Annotated in this window: 18 protein-coding genes; 14 read left to right on the top strand and 4 right to left on the bottom strand. The window is 74.2% G+C overall.

Annotation, left to right across the window (positions count from 1 at the left end; all coding sequences use genetic code 11):
* Positions 1-45 precede the first annotated feature (45 nt).
* The 8 genes from GCL84_RS21750 to GCL84_RS21720 all read left to right on the top strand — a co-directional run bounded on the left by GCL84_RS21750 (position 46) and on the right by GCL84_RS21720 (position 6,445).
* Positions 46-1,266 carry a cytochrome P450 family protein gene (locus GCL84_RS21750; protein ID WP_156757382.1) on the top strand — a complete coding sequence of 407 codons (1,221 nt, stop codon included), beginning with the start codon at positions 46-48 and terminating at the stop codon, positions 1,264-1,266.
* Entirely contained in the window at positions 1,267-1,398 is a 132-nt protein-coding gene (locus GCL84_RS30715; RefSeq protein WP_268891386.1) for a hypothetical protein, read from the top strand.
* A 117-nt stretch (positions 1,399-1,515) separates the two neighbouring features.
* Positions 1,516-2,256, top strand: coding sequence for a hypothetical protein (locus tag GCL84_RS21745; protein ID WP_156757381.1), 741 nt, complete (start codon positions 1,516-1,518; stop codon positions 2,254-2,256).
* Between the two features lie 36 nt (positions 2,257-2,292).
* Positions 2,293-3,561, top strand: coding sequence for an adenosylmethionine--8-amino-7-oxononanoate transaminase (locus GCL84_RS21740; RefSeq protein ID WP_156757380.1), 1,269 nt, complete (start codon positions 2,293-2,295; stop codon positions 3,559-3,561).
* Positions 3,562-3,727: 166 nt separating this feature from the next.
* Positions 3,728-4,453, top strand: coding sequence for a dethiobiotin synthase (gene bioD / locus GCL84_RS21735; RefSeq protein ID WP_156757379.1), 726 nt, complete (start codon positions 3,728-3,730; stop codon positions 4,451-4,453).
* Positions 4,454-4,531: 78 nt separating this feature from the next.
* A complete protein-coding gene (gene bioB / locus GCL84_RS21730) occupies positions 4,532-5,569 on the top strand; it encodes a biotin synthase BioB (RefSeq protein WP_235926557.1) in 1,038 nt (345 codons plus the stop codon).
* Positions 5,570-5,585: 16 nt separating this feature from the next.
* Entirely contained in the window at positions 5,586-5,789 is a 204-nt protein-coding gene (gene bsaP / locus GCL84_RS21725; RefSeq protein ID WP_156757377.1) for a biotin synthase auxiliary protein BsaP, read from the top strand.
* A 56-nt stretch (positions 5,790-5,845) separates the two neighbouring features.
* Positions 5,846-6,445: a DUF2567 domain-containing protein gene (locus tag GCL84_RS21720; protein WP_235926556.1), complete on the top strand. Its 600-nt coding sequence runs from the start codon at positions 5,846-5,848 to the stop codon at positions 6,443-6,445.
* A 10-nt stretch (positions 6,446-6,455) separates the two neighbouring features.
* Here GCL84_RS21720 and GCL84_RS21715 read toward each other — a convergent pair whose 3' ends face one another.
* Positions 6,456-7,136: an LON peptidase substrate-binding domain-containing protein gene (locus GCL84_RS21715; protein WP_156757376.1), complete on the bottom strand. Its 681-nt coding sequence runs from the start codon at positions 7,134-7,136 to the stop codon at positions 6,456-6,458.
* Between the two features lie 60 nt (positions 7,137-7,196).
* The gene (locus GCL84_RS21710; RefSeq protein WP_197523433.1) at positions 7,197-7,889 is read right to left on the bottom strand and encodes an NUDIX hydrolase; all 693 of its coding nucleotides are present in this window, start codon (positions 7,887-7,889) and stop codon (positions 7,197-7,199) included.
* A 59-nt stretch (positions 7,890-7,948) separates the two neighbouring features.
* Here GCL84_RS21710 and nadA point away from each other — a divergent pair, with 59 nt between their 5' ends.
* The 3 genes from nadA to nadC are packed head-to-tail and all read left to right on the top strand — an operon-like array spanning position 7,949 to position 11,396.
* Positions 7,949-8,956, top strand: coding sequence for a quinolinate synthase NadA (nadA, locus tag GCL84_RS21705; RefSeq protein ID WP_156757374.1), 1,008 nt, complete (start codon positions 7,949-7,951; stop codon positions 8,954-8,956).
* Positions 8,953-10,578, top strand: a complete 1,626-nt coding sequence (locus GCL84_RS21700; RefSeq protein WP_156757373.1) for an L-aspartate oxidase — start codon at positions 8,953-8,955, stop codon at positions 10,576-10,578. Before nadA ends, GCL84_RS21700 begins: the two co-directional genes overlap by 4 nt.
* Positions 10,575-11,396, top strand: a complete 822-nt coding sequence (nadC, locus tag GCL84_RS21695; protein WP_156757372.1) for a carboxylating nicotinate-nucleotide diphosphorylase — start codon at positions 10,575-10,577, stop codon at positions 11,394-11,396. The genes GCL84_RS21700 and nadC overlap by 4 nt, the downstream gene beginning before the upstream one ends.
* A gap of 477 nt (positions 11,397-11,873) precedes the next feature.
* On the opposite strand, the gene GCL84_RS21690 is transcribed toward nadC, so the two are convergent.
* Complete coding sequence (locus GCL84_RS21690) at positions 11,874-12,452, bottom strand: TetR/AcrR family transcriptional regulator (RefSeq protein WP_156757371.1); 579 nt, start codon at positions 12,450-12,452, stop codon at positions 11,874-11,876.
* Positions 12,453-12,538: 86 nt separating this feature from the next.
* Between GCL84_RS21690 and GCL84_RS21685 the strand changes: the two genes are divergently transcribed.
* Complete coding sequence (locus GCL84_RS21685; RefSeq protein ID WP_156757370.1) at positions 12,539-13,840, top strand: cytochrome P450; 1,302 nt, start codon at positions 12,539-12,541, stop codon at positions 13,838-13,840.
* A 3-nt stretch (positions 13,841-13,843) separates the two neighbouring features.
* On the opposite strand, the gene GCL84_RS21680 is transcribed toward GCL84_RS21685, so the two are convergent.
* Entirely contained in the window at positions 13,844-14,620 is a 777-nt protein-coding gene (locus GCL84_RS21680; protein WP_156757369.1) for a carbon-nitrogen hydrolase family protein, read from the bottom strand.
* A gap of 53 nt (positions 14,621-14,673) precedes the next feature.
* Here GCL84_RS21680 and GCL84_RS21675 point away from each other — a divergent pair, with 53 nt between their 5' ends.
* The gene (locus GCL84_RS21675) at positions 14,674-16,164 is read left to right on the top strand and encodes an ABC transporter substrate-binding protein (RefSeq protein ID WP_156757405.1); all 1,491 of its coding nucleotides are present in this window, start codon (positions 14,674-14,676) and stop codon (positions 16,162-16,164) included.
* Complete coding sequence (locus GCL84_RS21670; protein ID WP_156757368.1) at positions 16,131-17,339, top strand: aminotransferase class V-fold PLP-dependent enzyme; 1,209 nt, start codon at positions 16,131-16,133, stop codon at positions 17,337-17,339. The genes GCL84_RS21675 and GCL84_RS21670 overlap by 34 nt, the downstream gene beginning before the upstream one ends.
* Positions 17,340-17,375 lie beyond the last annotated feature (36 nt).

Below are 17,375 nucleotides of genomic sequence, written 5' to 3'. Positions count from 1 at the left end.
CCGGTACGGTGGTGGTGAACGGGGTTCACCACCGAGGGGACGAATATGACAGTGCTGGACGGCGATGGCGTGGTGCGACTGGACTCCCAGGAGTACTTCCGGGACCCGCACCTGGTGCACGCGCGGCTGCGCGAGGTGGGTCCAGTGCGCAGGGCACTGTTCCCGCGCGGGTTCCACGGGTGGCTGGTCACCCGCTACGACGACGCGAAGGTGGCGCTGGCCGACCCGACGGTCAGCAAGGACGTGCGTGGGTTCGGCGAGCTGATGCAGCGCCACGGCACCACCGGCAACCCCCCGCAGCCCTACAGCGAGGAACTGACCTCGCACATGCTCAACACCGACCCGCCCGACCACACCCGGCTGCGCAAGCTGGTCACCCGGGCGTTCACCGGCCGGGTCGTGGCGAAGCTGCGGGGCAGGGTCGAGGCCATCGCCGACGAGCTGCTCGACGCGATGGCGGCCCGGGAGAGCGTGGACCTGCTCGACGACTACGCGTTCCCGCTGCCGATCACCGTCATCTGCGAGCTGCTCGGCGTGCCGGAGATGGACCGCGACGACTTCCGCTCCTGGTCGACGACCCTCATCACCAACGGCCGGGGCACCGACGTCCGGGCCGCGGCCGACGCGATGGGCGCGTACCTGGCCGAGCTGGTCGAGGCCAAGCGCGCCAACCCCACCGACGACCTGCTCTCCGCGCTGGTCGAGGCGCAGGAGGACGGCGACCGGCTCAGCCACCCGGAGCTGATCGGGATGGCGTTCCTGCTGCTCATCGCCGGGCACGAGACGACGGTCAACCTCATCGGCAACGGGGTGCTGAACTTGCTGCGCAACCCCGACCAGCTCGCCGCGCTGCGCGCCGATCCGGCGTTGATGCCCGCCGCGGTCGAGGAGTTCCTGCGCCACGAGGGGCCCATCAACATCGCCACCCTGCGCTACACCACCGCACCGCTCACCCTCGGCGACGTGCGGGTCCCGGCGGGGGAGTTCCTGTTCGTCAGTCTCGCCTCCGCCAACCGCGACCCCGCGCACACCCCCGACCCCGACCGGCTCGACATCACCCGCCCGCAGGCGCCGCACCTGGCCTTCGGGCACGGCATCCACTACTGCGTCGGCGCCGCGCTGGCCCGGTTGGAGGGCGCCACGGCGATCGGCAGGCTGCTGGACCGGTTCCCCGCGCTGGCGCTGGCCGCGCCGCCGGAGGAGCTGGGCTGGCGGGAGAGCACGCTGGTGCGCGGGTTGGAGCGGTTGCCGGTCCGCCTGCGCTGAGTGCTGGGCCGAACCGTGCCCGACCACCTGGCGGGCGTGTTCCCCCGGCTCTGCCAGGTGCGCCGCTCCGGGGCCCGCGCCGACATCTCCGGCGCGACGCCCCGCGTGGTCCGCGCGGCGCGACCACGCTGACCGCTGCCTCCGGACCGTGTCCCGCGACACGGTCCAAAGGCAGCGGTCGCGAAAACGCGGGCGTGGCGAGGTCCGTTATCCGGCGAACCGCCAAGTCGGTCGGATAACGTGACCGGCGTGCGGGGGCAGGCGGAACAAGCGAAGCGCGGTGTGGTCGAGGCGCGGCTGCGCGCTGTCCGCCCGCACCTCGCCGCGCTGGCACTGGTCGCCCCGGTGGTCGCGGCGCTGGTCACCTTCCTGGCGGGCGCCCCGCTCGAGGCGATCGCCGTGCCCGTCCTGGTCGCCTTCGCCACGATCGGGTACCTGCGCTCCCGCGTGCTGCGCCCGCGCCGCTGGCCGCCCGCCGCCGCCGTGGCCGCCGGGGTCTCGGGTGTGCACATCGGACTGGTCACCGCGTGGCCGCTGGCGCCCGCCGCCGCGCTGGCACTGGGCGCGGGGGCCTTCTACCTGGCCCGCGACGCGCGCAGGCGGGTCCTGGAGCCCTACACGCCGGAGCTGGCCGACTCGCGGGTCGAGGTGCCGTGGCAGGCGCGCGGGGCCAGGGGCCTGGAGCTGCTGGTGGGCCACGACCGGATCACCCTCGCGGGCTCGCGCGGCCGCTTCCGGCTGGTGCGCCCCATGGTCGCGCTCAGCGGCGTCGGCGCGGTGGAGCAGATCCTGGTGTCGCGGCGGGCCACGCTCGAGGTGCCGGGGGTGGGGGAGCTGCGGGTCACCGTCACCCCGGGCCCGGCCGTGCGCATCACCGTCCCGCCCGGCCAGTGGATCGTGCCCACCGACCACGGCCGCGAGATCGCCCGCCTCGTGGCGCGCCGCAAGGAACTCGCGGGCGTGGAGGGCGTGGAGGGCTCGCCGGGCTGAGCGTCCACTCCGGAGCGGGTGGCCTAGGCTCCGCTGGTGACCCCCGACGAGCTGATCGCCCTCGACCGAGCCCACGTCTGGCACCCCTACGGGCCGATGCCCGGCAGGCAGGACCCGCTCGTGGTGGCGGGCGCGCGGGGCGTCCGGCTCACCCTGGCCGACGGCCGCGAGCTCGTCGACGGCATGTCGTCGTGGTGGGCGGCGATCCACGGCTACCGCAACCCGGTGCTCGACGCCGCGCTCAAGTCCCAGGCGGACACCATGAGCCACGTCATGTTCGGCGGCCTGACCCACGAACCCGCGGTCGCGCTGGCCAAGCGGCTCGTCGACATCACCCCCGAGCCGCTGCGGCACGTGTTTCTCGCCGACTCCGGCTCGGTCAGCGTCGAGGTCGCCATCAAGATGTGCCTGCAGTACTGGCGGTCGATCGGCAGGCAGGGCAAGACCAAGCTGCTGACCTGGCGCGGCGGCTACCACGGCGACACCTTCCACCCGATGAGCGTGTGCGACCCCGACGGCGGCATGCACAGCCTGTGGCGCGGCGTGCTGCCCGTCCAGGTCTTCGCCGACGCACCGCCGCGCGACGTCGAGCACGACTACGTCGCCCACCTCGCCGAGGTCATCGAGACCCACGCCGACGAGCTCGCCGCCGTCATCGTCGAGCCGGTCGTGCAGGGCACGGGCGGCATGCGCTTCCACGACCCGCGGTACCTGCACGTCCTGCGCGAGCTGTGCCTCACCCACGACGTGCTGCTGGTCTTCGACGAGATCGCCACCGGCTTCGGCCGCACCGGCGAGCTGTTCGCCGCCGACCACGCGGGCGTCAGCCCCGACGTGATGTGCGTCGGCAAGGCCCTGACCGGCGGGTACCTGACCCTCGCCGCCACCCTGTGCACCTCCCGGGTGGCCGAGGGCATCAGCCAGGGGGAGGTCCCCGTGCTCGCGCACGGTCCCACGTTCATGGGCAACCCCCTGGCCTGCGCGGTCGCGGGCGCTTCCATTGACCTGCTGCTCGCGGGCGATTGGCGCGCCGTGGTCTCCCGCATCGAAGGCGAACTGGCCCACGGCCTCGCCCCGGCCCGGGCCCTCGGCGGCGTTCGCGATGTTCGGGTCCTGGGCGCTATCGGCGTTGTGCAACTGGACCACGAGATCGACATGGCCGCGGCTACCGCCGCCGCTGTGGGGGAGGGTGTCTGGCTGCGTCCCTTCCGGGACCTCATCTACACGATGCCGCCGTTCATCAGCACCACCGAGGACATCGCCGCCATCACCGCCGGGGTCCTGGCCGCCGCCGCGGCGGGCTGATCCCGCCCGCCAACCAAGATCATCCGCACCTGGGGACCCCCGATTTCCACGTTACCGAGGGGCACCGACAAGGACCGTCCAGCGCGGTGGGGTTGTCCACAGGGTTGTCGTGCTGTGTGTTGGGTCGTGACCTGCGCGGTGGGGGTCGGGGCTAGCCTTGGTCACCGTGACTGTGCTGGTGATCAGCGGGACAGGTACCGATGTCGGCAAGACCGTGGTCACGGCCGCCGTCGCCGCGCTGGCGGTCGGGGCGGGGCGGCGGGTGGCCGTGCTCAAGCCCGCGCAGACCGGTGTGGCGCCGGGGGAGCCCGGGGACCTGGCCGACGTGGTCGCGCTCGCGGGCGAGGTCACGACCGCGGAGCTGCGGCGCTTCCCTGATCCGCTGGCCCCTGAAACGGCCGCGCGGCGGGTGGGGATGCCGCCGGTGCGGCCCTCCGAGGTGGCGGCCGCCGCGGCGGGGTTGGCCGTCGACCACGACCTGGTGCTGGTCGAGGGGGCGGGCGGGCTGCTCGTCCGGTTCGACCCCGACGGCGGGACGCTGGCCGACGTCGCCTGGTCGTTGCACGCCCCCGTGCTCGTCGTGGCCACGGCGGGGCTGGGGGTGCTCAACACCGCCGCGCTCACCACCGAGGCGCTGCGCACCCGGGGGATCGCCTGCGCCGGGCTGGTCGTCGGGGCCTGGCCCGCCGAGCCGGACCTGGCCGCGCGGTGCAACCTCGACGACCTGCCGTCGGTCACCGGGGCGCCGCTGGTCGGGGTGGTGCCCGAGGGGGTGGGGCGCCTGGACGGGGCGGCCTTCGCCGAGGGGGCGCGACGCTGGCTGGGGCCGGTCCTGGGCGGGGAGTTCGACGCCGAGCGGTTCGCCAAGGAGGTCGCCGACCGGCGGGGGTGAGATTCCTCGCTCGGTCATGGCGGAAGCATGCGGCACACTGTCCTCTCGGAAAGCACACGCAGTTCGAGGAGGAACACCGTGACGGCAGCCGCCGAGCGCACGCAGGACGCCAACCTCGCCGGGGACATCCTCGCCATCGCGCGCGAGCAGGTCCTCGAGCGCGGCGTCGGCCTCGCCGAGGAGCAGGTGCTGGCCGTCCTGCGCCTGGCCGACGACCGCCTGGACGACCTGCTGGCCCTGGCCCACGACGTGCGCATGCGCTGGTGCGGGCCCGAGGTCGAGGTCGAGGGCATCGTCAGCCTCAAGACCGGCGGCTGCCCGGAGGACTGCCACTTCTGCTCGCAGTCCGGGCGCTTCCCCACCCCCGTGCGCTCGGCCTGGCTGGACATCCCCGGCCTGGTCAAGGCCGCCCGCCAGACCAAGGCCACCGGCGCGACCGAGTTCTGCATCGTCGCCGCCGTGCGCGGCCCGGACAAGCGGCTGCTCTCGCAGGTGCGCGACGGGGTCAAGGCCATCCGCGAGGACGGCAACGACATCCAGATCGCCTGCTCGCTGGGCATGCTCACCCAGGAGCAGGTCGACGAGCTGGTCGCGATGGGCGTGCACCGCTACAACCACAACCTCGAGACCGCGCGCTCGAACTTCGCCAACGTGGTCACCACGCACTCCTGGGAGGAGCGCTGGGACACCCTGCGGATGGTGGCCGAGGCGGGCATGGAGGTCTGCTCCGGCGGCATCCTGGGCATGGGCGAGACCGAGGAGCAGCGCGCCGAGTTCGCGGTGCAACTGGCCGAACTGGACCCGCACGAGGTCCCGATGAACTTCCTGATCCCGCAGCCGGGCACCCCCTACGAGGACCACGAGCCGATCGGCGGCCGCGAGGCGCTCAAGATCGTCGCCGCGTTCCGGCTGGCCATGCCGCGCACCATGCTGCGCTTCGCGGGTGGTCGTGAGCTGACCCTGGGCGACCTCGGCGCCGAGAAGGGGATGCTGGGCGGGGTCAACGCGATCATCGTCGGCAACTACCTGACCAACCTGGGCCGCCCGGCGCAGCAGGACCTCGACATGCTCGAGGGCCTCAAGATGCCGATCAAGGCCATCAGCGACACCATCTGACCGGGAGCGACACACCGTGTACTGCGTGCACTGCGGCAAGCCCTCCGCGGCGGGCGACCACCTGCCCTGCCGCGGCGGGCGCGCCGCGCTGGAGCCACCGAGGTACTGCGCCGAGTGCGCCAGGCGGATGGTCGTGCAGGTGACGCCCGCGGGCTGGTCCGCGCGGTGCAGTCGACACGGCGAGCTGACCAGCGCGGGTGTGCCCGCCATGACCGACTAGTCTCGGGTGATCGGGTCCGCCGCTCCGGGCGGACCCGGAACCCGGGAGGAACGCGCGTGGCGGACTACGAGGTCACCGGCCGCGACGTGGCCCGACACCCCGTGGCGCAGGACTTCGGCCACGGCTGGCCCCCGCCGCACCCGCGCCCCCGCGTCGTCGTCCGCCGCGACCTGGTGCCCGCGGTCGGGGTCCTCGGCGTGATCGCGCTGGTCGGCCTCGCCCTGGGGTTCGCCTGGTCGCGGCTGGCCCCGGAGCAGGTCGTCCAGGTCCTCGACGGCGGCCGGGTCGCGTCCTTCTCCACGCAGAGCTACCACCGCTTCGACGGGCTGGTGCTGTTCGTCCTGCTGTCGCTGGGCGCGGGCCTGGTGACCGGCGCGGCGGTCTGGGCCGTCCGCGAGCGCCGGGGCCCGGTCTTCCTCGCCGCCGCCGTCCTCGGGTCCGCCCTCGCGGGCTGGCTCGCCCTGCGCGTCGGCGTCTCCTGGGCGGGCGCGGCGCACCCGCTGCCCGCGGCGCCCGCGGTCGGCGACGTGGTGGTCCTGGCGCCGCGCATCGAGTCCGGCTGGGCCTTCGTCGCCTGGCCCTTCGCCGCCGCCCTCGCTTACGCCGTCGCCGCCGCCTGGAACGGCATGGACGACCTCGGCCGCCGCCTGGGCTGAACCGCCCGGCTCAGTTGAGGTTGATCGGGTCGGTGAAGTGGGCGGGTGGGGCGGGGACCGCGCGCAGCGCCGAGAGGAACCCGGCCTCGCGGTTGAGCAGCCGCCCGACCATCCGGAGGCGGTGCAGGGGGCGCACTTCCTCGAGCAGGTCCTGGCGGTCGTCGAGGCTCAGCAGGCAGTCGGCGGCGAGCTGGTGGGCCAGGTGGCAGGTGTCGGTGTCGGCCGCGGGCTCGGTCCAGTCCTCGCTCTTCCACGCGGCCGTGCAGTAGCGGCGGTGCGCCGAGCGGGCGGATTCGGCCAGCGCGGACACCGACTCGGCGGCCGCGGTGGACTGCTCGGTGTCGGGCACCCACTCGACGGCGCCCATCAGGTACGGGGCGCTCGTGGTGTCCAGTTCGAGCAGTCGGAAGCGGCGCTCGCCGGTGGTGATGATGTCGAACCGCCCGTCGGGCAGGCGCTCGGCCTCGCGCAGGCGCGCCGAGCAGCCGACGGCGTGGAGCTGGTCGACCTCGGTGACCTCGCGGTCCACCGACGGTCGCAGGGCGATGATCCCGAAGGTCATGTCCGGGAGCTTGCCGCTGATCATGTCCATGGTGAGCTGCCGGTAGCGCGGCTCGAAGACGTGCAGCGGCAGGTTCGCCCCGGGCAGCAGCACCGCCTGAAGCGGGAACAGCGGAAGCGAATCGGCCACGCGCTCACGCTACGACGAAGTGGCCCGCTCCGCCGTCCGATACCCCGCGCCGGGGTGCGCTCAGCGCTGGTCCGCGGGCGGTTTGAGCACCGCGAACGCGTCGGTGACGGCCATCCGCGAATCGGCGAACCGGAACTGCGCCGCGGGCCTGCCGCCCGCAGGCCCCGGCTTGGTCGTCGACCCGGTCGGCTCGAGCAGACCGCGCCGGGTCAGCACCCGCTGCAGGTTGGTCGCCGAGACCCGGTAGCCCAACGCTCCCGAGTAGAGCTCGCGCAGCGCCGAGATCGTGAACGCGGGCGGGGCCAGGGCGAAGCCGATGTTGGTGTAGGACAGCTTGGCGCGGAGGCGGTCCCTGGCGCGCAGCGCGATCGCCCGGTGGTCGAACGCGGTGGCGGGCAGGTCGGCCAGCGGGTGCCAGGAGGTGTCCTCGGGGACCTCGGGGTCCAGGTGCGAGGGGACCAGGCACAGGAACGCCGTGCCGATCACCCGCGGCCCCGGCACCCGGTCCACTGCGCTGAACACCGCGAGCTGCTCCACGTGCGACACCTGCCCCAGGTCGACCTTCTCCGCGAGCTGGCGGCGGATGGAGGTCTCCACGTCCTCGTCGGCGGGCAGGGCGCCGCCGGGCAGCGACCACCGGCCCGAGTGCGGCTCCAGAGCACGCTGCCAGAGCAGGACCCGCAGTGTTCCCTGCCTCACTTGCAGGACCGCGGCCAGTACTTCGTGACCGATGCCGGTGGTACGATCGCCCATGTTTTCGATTCTAAGGCGAAAACCTGGCGAATCGGAAATCGGACATCTGAGGAGGACCCATGACCGCGGAGACGATCGACCTGACGCCCCACAGCGGGGTGGAGGCGGACGCCGCGTGGCGCGACGAGGTGCGTCGACTGGCCGAGCGGCGCGACGCCGTCCTGCTGGCGCACAACTACCAGCTCCCGGAGATCCAGGACATCGCCGACCACACCGGGGACTCCCTGGCGTTGAGCCGCATCGCGGCCACCAGCGACGCGTCCACCATCATCTTCTGCGGCGTGCACTTCATGGCCGAGACCGCGAAGATCCTCAGCCCCGGCAAGACGGTCCTGATCCCCGACGAGCGCGCGGGCTGCTCGCTGGCCGACTCGATCACCGGCGCGCAGTTGCGCGAGTGGAAGGCCGAGCACCCCGGGGCCGTCGTGGTGTCCTACGTGAACACCACCGCCGAGGTGAAGGCGGAGACCGACATCTGCTGCACCTCGTCCAACGCCGTCGACGTGGTCGCCTCGATCCCGGCCGACCGCGAGGTGCTCTTCCTGCCCGACCAGTTCCTCGGCGCGCACGTCAAGCGCGAGACCGGTCGCGAGAACCTGCACATCTGGGCGGGGGAGTGCCATGTGCACGCGGGCATCAACGGCCCCGAGCTGGCCGAGCGCGCCGCGGCCAACCCCGACGCGGACCTGTTCATCCACCCCGAGTGCGGCTGCGCCACCTCGGCGCTCTACCTCGCGGGCGAGGGCATCGTGCCCAGCGCGCAGGTCAAGATCCTCTCGACCGGCGACATGGTGACCCAGGCGCGCGCGACCAAGGCCACGTTGGTGCTGGTGGCCACCGAGGTGGGCATGCTGCACCAGCTCCGCAAGGCCGCGCCCGACGTCGAGTTCAAGGCCGTCAACGACCGCGCCTCGTGCACCTACATGAAGATGATCACCCCGGCGGCGCTGCTGCGCTGCCTGCGCGAGGGCCTCGACGAGGTGCACGTCGACCCGGACACCGCCGAGCGCGCCCGCGGCGCGGTGCAGCGCATGATCGAGATCGGCCAGCCCGGGGGCGGGGAGTGACCGCGCGCTGGGCGACCGAGGCGGACCTGGTCGTCGTCGGCAGCGGCGTCGCCGGGTTGACCGCCGCGTCGCGGGCGCGGGCGCTGGGCCTGCGGGTCCTGGTCGTGACCAAGGCCGCCGTCGACGACGGCAACACCCGCTGGGCCCAGGGCGGCGTCGCCGTCGTCCTGCCCGGCGAGCACGACGAGGGCGACTCGGTCGCCGCGCACGCCACCGACACGCTGACCGCGGGCGCGGGCCTGTGCGACACCGACGCCGTGCGCGCGCTCATCGCGGGCGGCCCGGCCGCCGTGGCCGGGCTGCGCGCCGGGGGAGCGGTGTTCGACGCGGGCGCCGACGGGCGGCTCTCCCGCACCCGCGAGGGCGGGCACAGCGCGTTCCGCGTCGTGCACGCGGGCGGCGACGCCACCGGGGCCGAGGTCGAGCGGGCGCTGGTCGCCGCCGCGCGCGACGGCCGGGTCCCGGTGCTGGAGGGGCACGTCGCCGTGCAGGTGCTGCGCACCCCGGCGGGGGCGGTGACCGGGCTGCACGTGCTCGACGACAACGGTGTGCCCGGCGTGCTCACCGCCCCGGCCGTGCTGCTCGCGACGGGCGGGCTCGGGCAGCTCTACCAGGCCACGTCCAACCCGGAGGTCGCCACCGGCGACGGGCTGGCGCTGGCGCTGCGGGCGGGCGCGCCGGTCGCCGACGTCGAGTTCGTCCAGTTCCACCCCACCGTGCTCTACACCGGGGCGGGCGCGCGCGGCCGCTGCCCGCTGGTCACCGAGGCGGTGCGCGGCGAGGGCGCGGTCCTGGTCGACGCGACCGGGGCCCGGGTCATGCAAGGCGTGCACCCGCTGGCCGACCTGGCCCCGCGCGACGTCGTGTCCGCCGCGATCACCCGGCACCTGGCGGCCGGGCCCGGCGGCGTCGACGACCACGTGTTCCTCGACGCCACGCACCTGGGCGCGGCGGAGTTCCGCCGCCGCTTCCCGACGGTGCTGGCCGCGTGCCTGGCCGAGGGCGTCGACCCGGCGGTCGACCCGATCCCGGTCGCCCCCGCCGCGCACTTCGCCTGCGGCGGCGTGGTCACCGACGTCGACGGCCGCACCCCGGTCGCGGGCCTCTACGCCGCGGGCGAGGTCGCCCGCACCGGCCTGCACGGCGCGAACCGCTTGGCGTCCAACAGCCTGCTGGAGGGCCTGGTCGTCGGGGCGCGCGCGGCCGAGGCGGTGGCCGAGGACCTGCGCGGCGGCCGACTGGCCGCGGGCAGGCTCACCGTCGTCGCCGACCTGCCGGTGGTCCCCGCCGCCGACCGCGACGCGCTGCAGCGGGTGATGTCGCGCTACGCCGGGATCGGCCGCGAGGCCGAGGGGCTGGCGATCGTCGGCTCGGTGCTCGACGTGACCACCTCCCGCCGCCCGCTCGACACCCGCGCCGCCGTCGAGGACGCCGCGCTGACCCTGGTCGCGCGCGCGGTGATCGCCGCGGCCGCGATCCGCACCGAGTCGCGCGGCTGCCACGTGCGCACCGACTTCCCCGAGCGCGACGACCAGGGCTGGTCCCGCTCGACGCCGGTGCGGTTGACCCCGTCCGGCCAACCGGTCCCCGTCTACGCCACCGAGATCCGAGGTGCGGCATGACCCACGACATCATCGCCACCGCCCTCGCCGAGGACCTGGCGCACGGCCCCGACGCCACCACCGAGGCGACCGTGCCGGTCGACGCGGTGGCCGTCGCCGAGCTGACCCCGCGCAGGCCGGGGACGCTCGCGGGCGTGGAGGTCGCGACGGAGGTCTTCCGCCGGGTGGTCCCCGGCGTGGAAGTGCTGTCCTGTCTGGAGGACGGGGCCGCGCTGTCGCCCGGCGCGCCTGCCTTGGTCGTGCGCGGCGCCACCCGCGGCCTGCTGACGGCCGAGCGCACCGCGCTCAACTTCCTGTGCCACCTCTCCGGCATCGCCACCGCCACCGCCGCCTGGGTGGCCGCGGTCGAGGGCACCGGCACGGCGATCCGCGACTCCCGCAAGACCCTCCCCGGCCTGCGCACCCTGGAGAAGGCCGCCGTCCGCAGCGGTGGCGGCGTCAACCACCGCCTCTCCCTCGGCGACGCCATCCTCATCAAGGACAACCACGTCGTCGCCGCGGGCTCGGTGGCCAAGGCCCTCGCCGCCGCCCGCGCCCACGCCCCGGACCTGCTGTGCGAGGTCGAGGTGGACACCTTGGAGCAGTTGGACGAGGCCCTGGCCGAGAACGCGGAACTGGTCCTGCTGGACAACTTCACCGTCGCCGACTGCGCCGAGGCCGTCCGCCGCGCGACGGGGACACCCACCCGCCTGGAGGCCTCCGGTGGTTTGACGTTGGACGTCGCCCGCGCGTACGCCGAGACCGGCGTGGACTACCTGGCGGTTGGCGGTCTCACACACTCCTCGCCCGCTTTGGACCTCGGGATGGACTTGCGCTGAACGCGCCGGGCCTGCCCTGTCCACAGGTGCGTGGGCCGTTTGGGAGTTGTCCACAGGCAAGATCCACTTCGGCGTGCCGAACGGGTGAAGCCGGTAGGATGGGTCACGGGACGCCCCCGGTGGTGTGGCGGGGTTTGGTGTCGCGCGGGGTGGGCTGAGCAGGCGGTGGAACTGGCTGTCCCTGGGGCCAATGCCACTTACTCAAGCTGTTCGCCCAGTTCGGATGGCCTACAGGGGTCAAATGCCGCCACTCTTACGGGAACCGCGATAATCCATTTAGGACAGTGCTTGTCGTGGTTGAGCGGAATTCCGCGGGAACCAGCCAGTCTCGCAGAGTGCGAAGATCCCTCTGAACGCTCCGTAGAACCGCCGCTGACCTGCGGAGATTCGCCTTGAGCAAGTGGCATCGCCCTGGGGCTGGGCGGCTGGTGTCGAGCTTGCGGCGTCAGTGCTCGGGGGTGGGTGGGGCGAACCCGGTCACCGGGACAGGTCGTGCAGGTCGTCGAGGCCTGCCAGGAGGTCGTCCGGGCGGGGGGAGCGCTTCGGGTCGAGCAGCCACTGCAGCGCGAGGCCGTCGCAGACGGCCATGATGAAACCGGCGACGGCCGTGCACCTGGGGTCGGTGGCGGGCACGCCGCCGCCGTAGGAGGTCGCGACGATCTCGGCGACCCGGGTGCGGGTGCGGTCCTGCAGGTCGGCCAACTGCTCGCGCAGCGCAGGGTCGCGCTCGGCCTGGGCCAGGGCCTCGACGAAGCTGAGCAGCAGCGCGCGCTTGTCGGCCAGGTGGCGCAGGACCGTGGCCCAGGTCAGGTGCGCGCGCTGGATCGGCGAGGCGGCCGGGTCGGCGAGGGCGACCTCGGCGAGCTGGTCGGTCCACTCCGCGAACACCTCGCCCAGCGCGGCGTTGAGCAGGCTGTTCTTCGAGCCGAAGTGGTAGCCGATGGAGGCCAGGTTCGTCCCCGACGCGGCGACCAGGTCGCGGGCGGTGATGTGGGCGTAGCCCTTGTCCTCCAGCAGCCGCCGCGCGGCCTCGAGCAGCAGTTGGCGATGTCCCACCTCGTCGATGGTAGGCCCCGCCCAGCTTGCCGGGGGCATCTATACGGATGTATAAATCGGGGAGTCGAACCTTTCCGGGAGTGCGGATGACCCACGTCGACCTGCCCGTGCGCGAGGGGATGCCCGACGGCCCCCGGCTGCCCAGGGTGGTGCAGACCGTCCTGTTCCTCACCTCGCGCGCGCTGGTGTCGCCGCGCTGGCGCGCGCGCTACGGCGACGCCTTCACCGTGCGGCTGGCGGGCGGTCGCACCATCGTGTCGCTGTCGCGGCCGGAGGACATCCGCGAGGTCTTCGCGGGCGCGCCGTCGGTGTTCCGCGCGGGCGAGGGCAACGCGGTCCTGGCCCCGGTCATGGGCCCGGACTCGCTGCTGATCCTGGACGAGGACGCGCACCTGGCCGCCCGCAAGCGCTTGATGCCCGCCTTCAACGGCGCCGCGCTGCGCGGCTACCACGACATGATGACCAGGCTGGCCGAGGAGACCGCCGAGGAGTGGCCCGTCGGCAAGCCCTTCGCCACCCACCGCACGATGAACGCGGTCACCCTCGAGATCATCCTCCGGGTCGTGTTCGGCATGGCCGACGGCGACCGGCTGACCCGCCTGCGCCCGCTGATCAACAAGGTCACCGACATCAGCGGCGTCGCGGTCCTGGGCTGGGGTTTCCCCAAGCTGCAACGGTTCTGGCCGTGGAAGCGCAACGCCGAGAACCTCGCCGCCGCCGACGCCCTGCTCTACGAGGAGATCGCCGAGCGCCGCGCCGCCGCCGACCTCGACTCCCGGGGCGACGTGCTCTCCCGCCTGCTGGCCGCCGACCCGGACGCCCCCGCGTCGCAGTTGCGCGACCACATGATGACCCTCCTGCTGGCAGGCCACGAGACCACCGCCACCGCCCTGGCCTGGTCCCTGCACGAGCTCAGCCGCGACCCCCGGGTGCTGCGGGCCGCCCAGGCCGCCGCCGACGCGGGCGACGACGAGTACCTGCAGGCCGTCACCAAGGAGGCCATGCGCCTGCGCCCGGTGATCTACAGCGTCGCCCGCAAGCTGACCGAGCCGACCGTCATCGCGGGCCACCGCCTCCCCCGCGGCACCGTCGTCTCGCCCTCGATCGGCATTGTCCAGCGCGACCCGGCGAACTTCGACGCCCCCGAGGAGTTCCGGCCGGAGCGCTTCATCGGCGCCTCGCCGGAGGCGGGCACCTGGATCCCCTTCGGCGGCGGGGTCCGGCGCTGCATCGGGGCGGGCTTCTCGCTGCAGGAGGCGGCGGCGATCCTCAAGGCCGTCCTGGTCCGGTACGACCTGGAGCCGGTCGGCCCGCCGGAGTCGCCCAAGAGCCGCAACATCACCCTGATCCCGGCCAAGGGCGCGAAGGTCGTCGCCCGCAGGCGCTAGGCGTCACAGCTTCCGGTTGGCCAGCACGGGGATCACCCGCCGGGTCCGCTCGGCCACCGCCGGGTCGATGTCGGTCACGAGCATCTCCGGTCCCTGCCCCGCCGCCACCGCGACCGCCCCCGTCGGGGTGATCACCGCGCTGTGGCCGATCCCCGTCGGCGCGTCGCTCGGCGTGCCCGGGTACGCCTGCCCGCAGGCCAGCACCCACGACGTCGAGTCCAACGCGCGCGCACGGGTCATCAGCTCCCACTGCTCGAGCTTGCCCTCGCCCGACCCCCACGACGCCGCGCACACGATCGCCGTCGCCCCCTCGGCCGCCAACGCCCGGTACAGCTCCGGGAACCGCACGTCGTAGCAGGTCGTCAGGCCCACGGTCACGTCGTCGACCTCGACCGAGGCCATCCCGGAGCCGGGGGCGACGGTGCGGGACTCCTGGAAGCCGAAGGCGTCGAACAGGTGGATCTTGTCGTAGCCCACGTGCCCGCCGCGGCCGGTGGCCAGCAGGGTGTTGAGCACGCGGCCGTCCGGCGCTGGGCGGAACATGCCCGCGACCACGACGACCCCGTGCTGGTCGGCGATCGCGCGGACCGAGGTGGCCCACGGGCCGTCCAGCTCCTCGGCCACCGGGCCCAGCGGCACGCCGAAGCAGCACATCGTCGCCTCGGGGAACACGACCAGGGCCGCGCCCGCGGCGGCGGCCGCGGCCACCCCGGTCCGGACCTGCTCCAGGTTGGCCCCGGGGTCCGGGGTGGACGTGATCTGGCACAGCGCGGCTCGCACCGGTTCGCCTCCCTCGTGGCCGGGCCCGACTACCCTCGGGACCCGTGCCGTTGATGTCCCACCGCGCCGTCGCGGCGTTGTCCTGCCTCGTGCTCCTCGCCGGGTGCACCGGGTCGCCCCCGCCACCCGCCTCCGGCGACCCCGACGGGACGACCCTCGTCCTCGGCGTCGCCGACGAGCCCGCCAGCCTCGACCCGCTGGACGGGTACGCCCCGTTCGGCGCGGCCCAGCTCTTCGACGGCCTCGTCGAGCACACCCCCGGCGGCGGGCTGCGCCCGGCGCTGGCGGCCGCCCGGCCCACCCCGTCGCCGGACGGGAGGTCCTGGACGGTGACGCTGCGCACCGACGTCAGCTTCACCGACGGCAGCGGGCTCGACGCCGAGGACGTCGTGGCCACCTACCGGGGCGTGCTCGCCGCGGACGCGCCGCTGCGGACCCGGTTCTGGATGCTCGGGGGCGCCCAGGTCGTGGACAAGACCACCGTCCGCTTCGACCTGACCACCCCGTACGCGGCCTTCCCCGAGCTGCTCACCCTGGGCGTGCGGTCCGACGACCCGGCCGCCGACCCGCCCGTGGGCACCGGTCCCTACGAGCTGGTCACCTGGACCAAGGGGGTGTCCCTGGAGCTGAAGGCCAACCAGGCCTACTTCGCCGGTCCTCCCGCGATCACCAAGGTTACCCTCGAATTCCTGCCGGACGACCAGGCGCGCGCCCAGCGGATGCGCGAGGGCAAGCTCGACGGCGCGGCGCTGCCCGGGGCGCTGGCCGAGCCCTTCGAGCGGGAGGACGGGCTCACCGTCGTCCAGCACAGCAGCGCCGACCTGCGCGCGGTCGACGTCCCGGCCTCCTCGCCCGCCGCCGACCCGGCGCTGCGGCTGGCGCTCAACCTCGCCGTCGACCGCGAGGCCCTGGTCGAGGACGTCCTCGACGACGCGGGGGAGCCCGCCTCGCAGCCGGTGCCGCCCGCCTCGCCCGAGTTCGTCGAGCCCGCCGCCGAGCTGCCGCACGACCCGGTCAGGGCCAGGGCCACCCTGGACGCCGCGGGCTGGGTCGCAGGCCCGGACGGCGTGCGGGCCAAAGAGGGGGTGCGCGCCGCGTTCGACCTGGCCTACCCGCAGACCGACGTGGTCGCCAAGGACCTGGCCACCGCCTTCGCCGCCGACGCCAAGGCGGTCGGCGTCGCGGTGACGCCCAAGGGCCAGGCCTCGACCGCGGCCGACCCGGCCGTGCCGCGCCTGGTGTCCTTCGGCGACCCGTTCGACCCGGACCGGGCGCTGCACCCGCTGCTCAACCCCGCCGGGGGCGAGCTCGCCGCCGCGCTGGCCGCCGAGCGGGCGAGCACCGACCCGGCCCAGCGCGCCGTCGCGTTCCGCGCGCTGCAACGCGCCTACGCCGCCGCGCCGACCATGGTCGTGCTCACCCAAGTCGACCACTCCTACGTGCTGCGGGAGAATTGGAACGGCTACCAGCCGGTCGTGGACGCGACCGGGACCGACCACACGTGGGGACCATGGTGGAACCTGGCGACCTGGACGCCGCGCTAGCCGCGGTCGACACCGACCGCGCCCAAACCGACACACCCGCCGCCCGCGAGGGCGTCTTCCTCGACAGCGCGGGCTCCTCGCTGCCGCCGGACCGGGTCGTCGACACCGTCGTGGCCCACCTGCGCCGCGAGGCCGAGGTGGGCGGCTACCGGGCCGCCGCCGAGCGCGCCGACGACCTGGCCGCCGGGTACGGGGTGTTCGCCGAGCTGTTCGGCTGCGCCGCCGACGAGGTCGCCTTCACCGACAGCGCCACCCGCTCCTGGCTCACCGCGCTCGACGCCGCCGAGCTGGCCGCGGGCGACCGGGTGCTGATCACCGAGGCCGAGTACGCGGGCAACGCCGTCCCGCTGCTCACCCTGGCCGGGCGGGTCGGCGCGACGGTCGAGCCGGTGCCGTCGGACCCCGACGGCGCGGTCGACCTCGACGCGCTGGCCGGACTGCTCGACGAGCGGGTCAAGCTGGTCTCGCTGGTGCACGTGCCGACCAACGGCGGCCTGGTCAACCCCGTCCGCGAGGTCGCCGACCTCGCGCACGGCGTGGGCGCGCTGGTGCTGCTCGACGCCTGCCAGTCACTCGGCCAGCTCCCGCTGCGGCTGCCCGACCTGGGCGTCGACCTGATCACCGGCACCGGCCGCAAGTGGCTGCGCGGCCCGCGCGGCACCGGCGTGCTCGTGGTGCCGCGGGCGGTGCGGGAGCGGCTCTCGCCCCGGCTGGTCGACCTGCGCGGCGGGACGTGGAGCGGGCCCGCCGAGGTCGCCATCCACGACGACGCCCGCGCGTTCGAGCTGTGGGAGTTCGGCGTGGCGCAGCGGCTCGGCCTGGTCGAGGCCGCCCGCTACCTGCTGGAGCTGGGGGTCGACGCGGTGGCGACCGCCGTCGCCGCCCGCGCGGAGTACCTGCGGGCCGGGCTGTCGACGGTCCAGGGGGTGACCATCCACGACCAGGGCGTGCAGCGGTGCGGGCTGGTCACGTTCACCGTGGACGGCGCCGAGCCCGACGCCGTCCGCGACGCGCTGCGCGCGCTGGGCGTCACGGTCACCGTGTCCGGCAGGCCCTCGACCAGGCTGGACATGACCCGCCGCGGGCTGACCCAGCTCGTGCGCGCCTCGCCGCACTACTTCCTCACCCGGGCCCAGCTCGACGCCGCCGTCTCGGCTGTCGGGACGCTGGCGTGACCACCCGCACCGCCGGGGAAAACGCGCTGGCCGCAC

Origin of the sequence: Actinokineospora pegani (assembly GCF_009745975.1) — a bacterium.
GTDB classification, from domain to species: Bacteria; Actinomycetota; Actinomycetes; order Mycobacteriales; family Pseudonocardiaceae; genus Actinokineospora; species Actinokineospora pegani.
The sequence above is the reverse complement of the archived record's forward strand: the minus strand, read 5'-3'. Positions and strand labels throughout refer to the sequence as shown.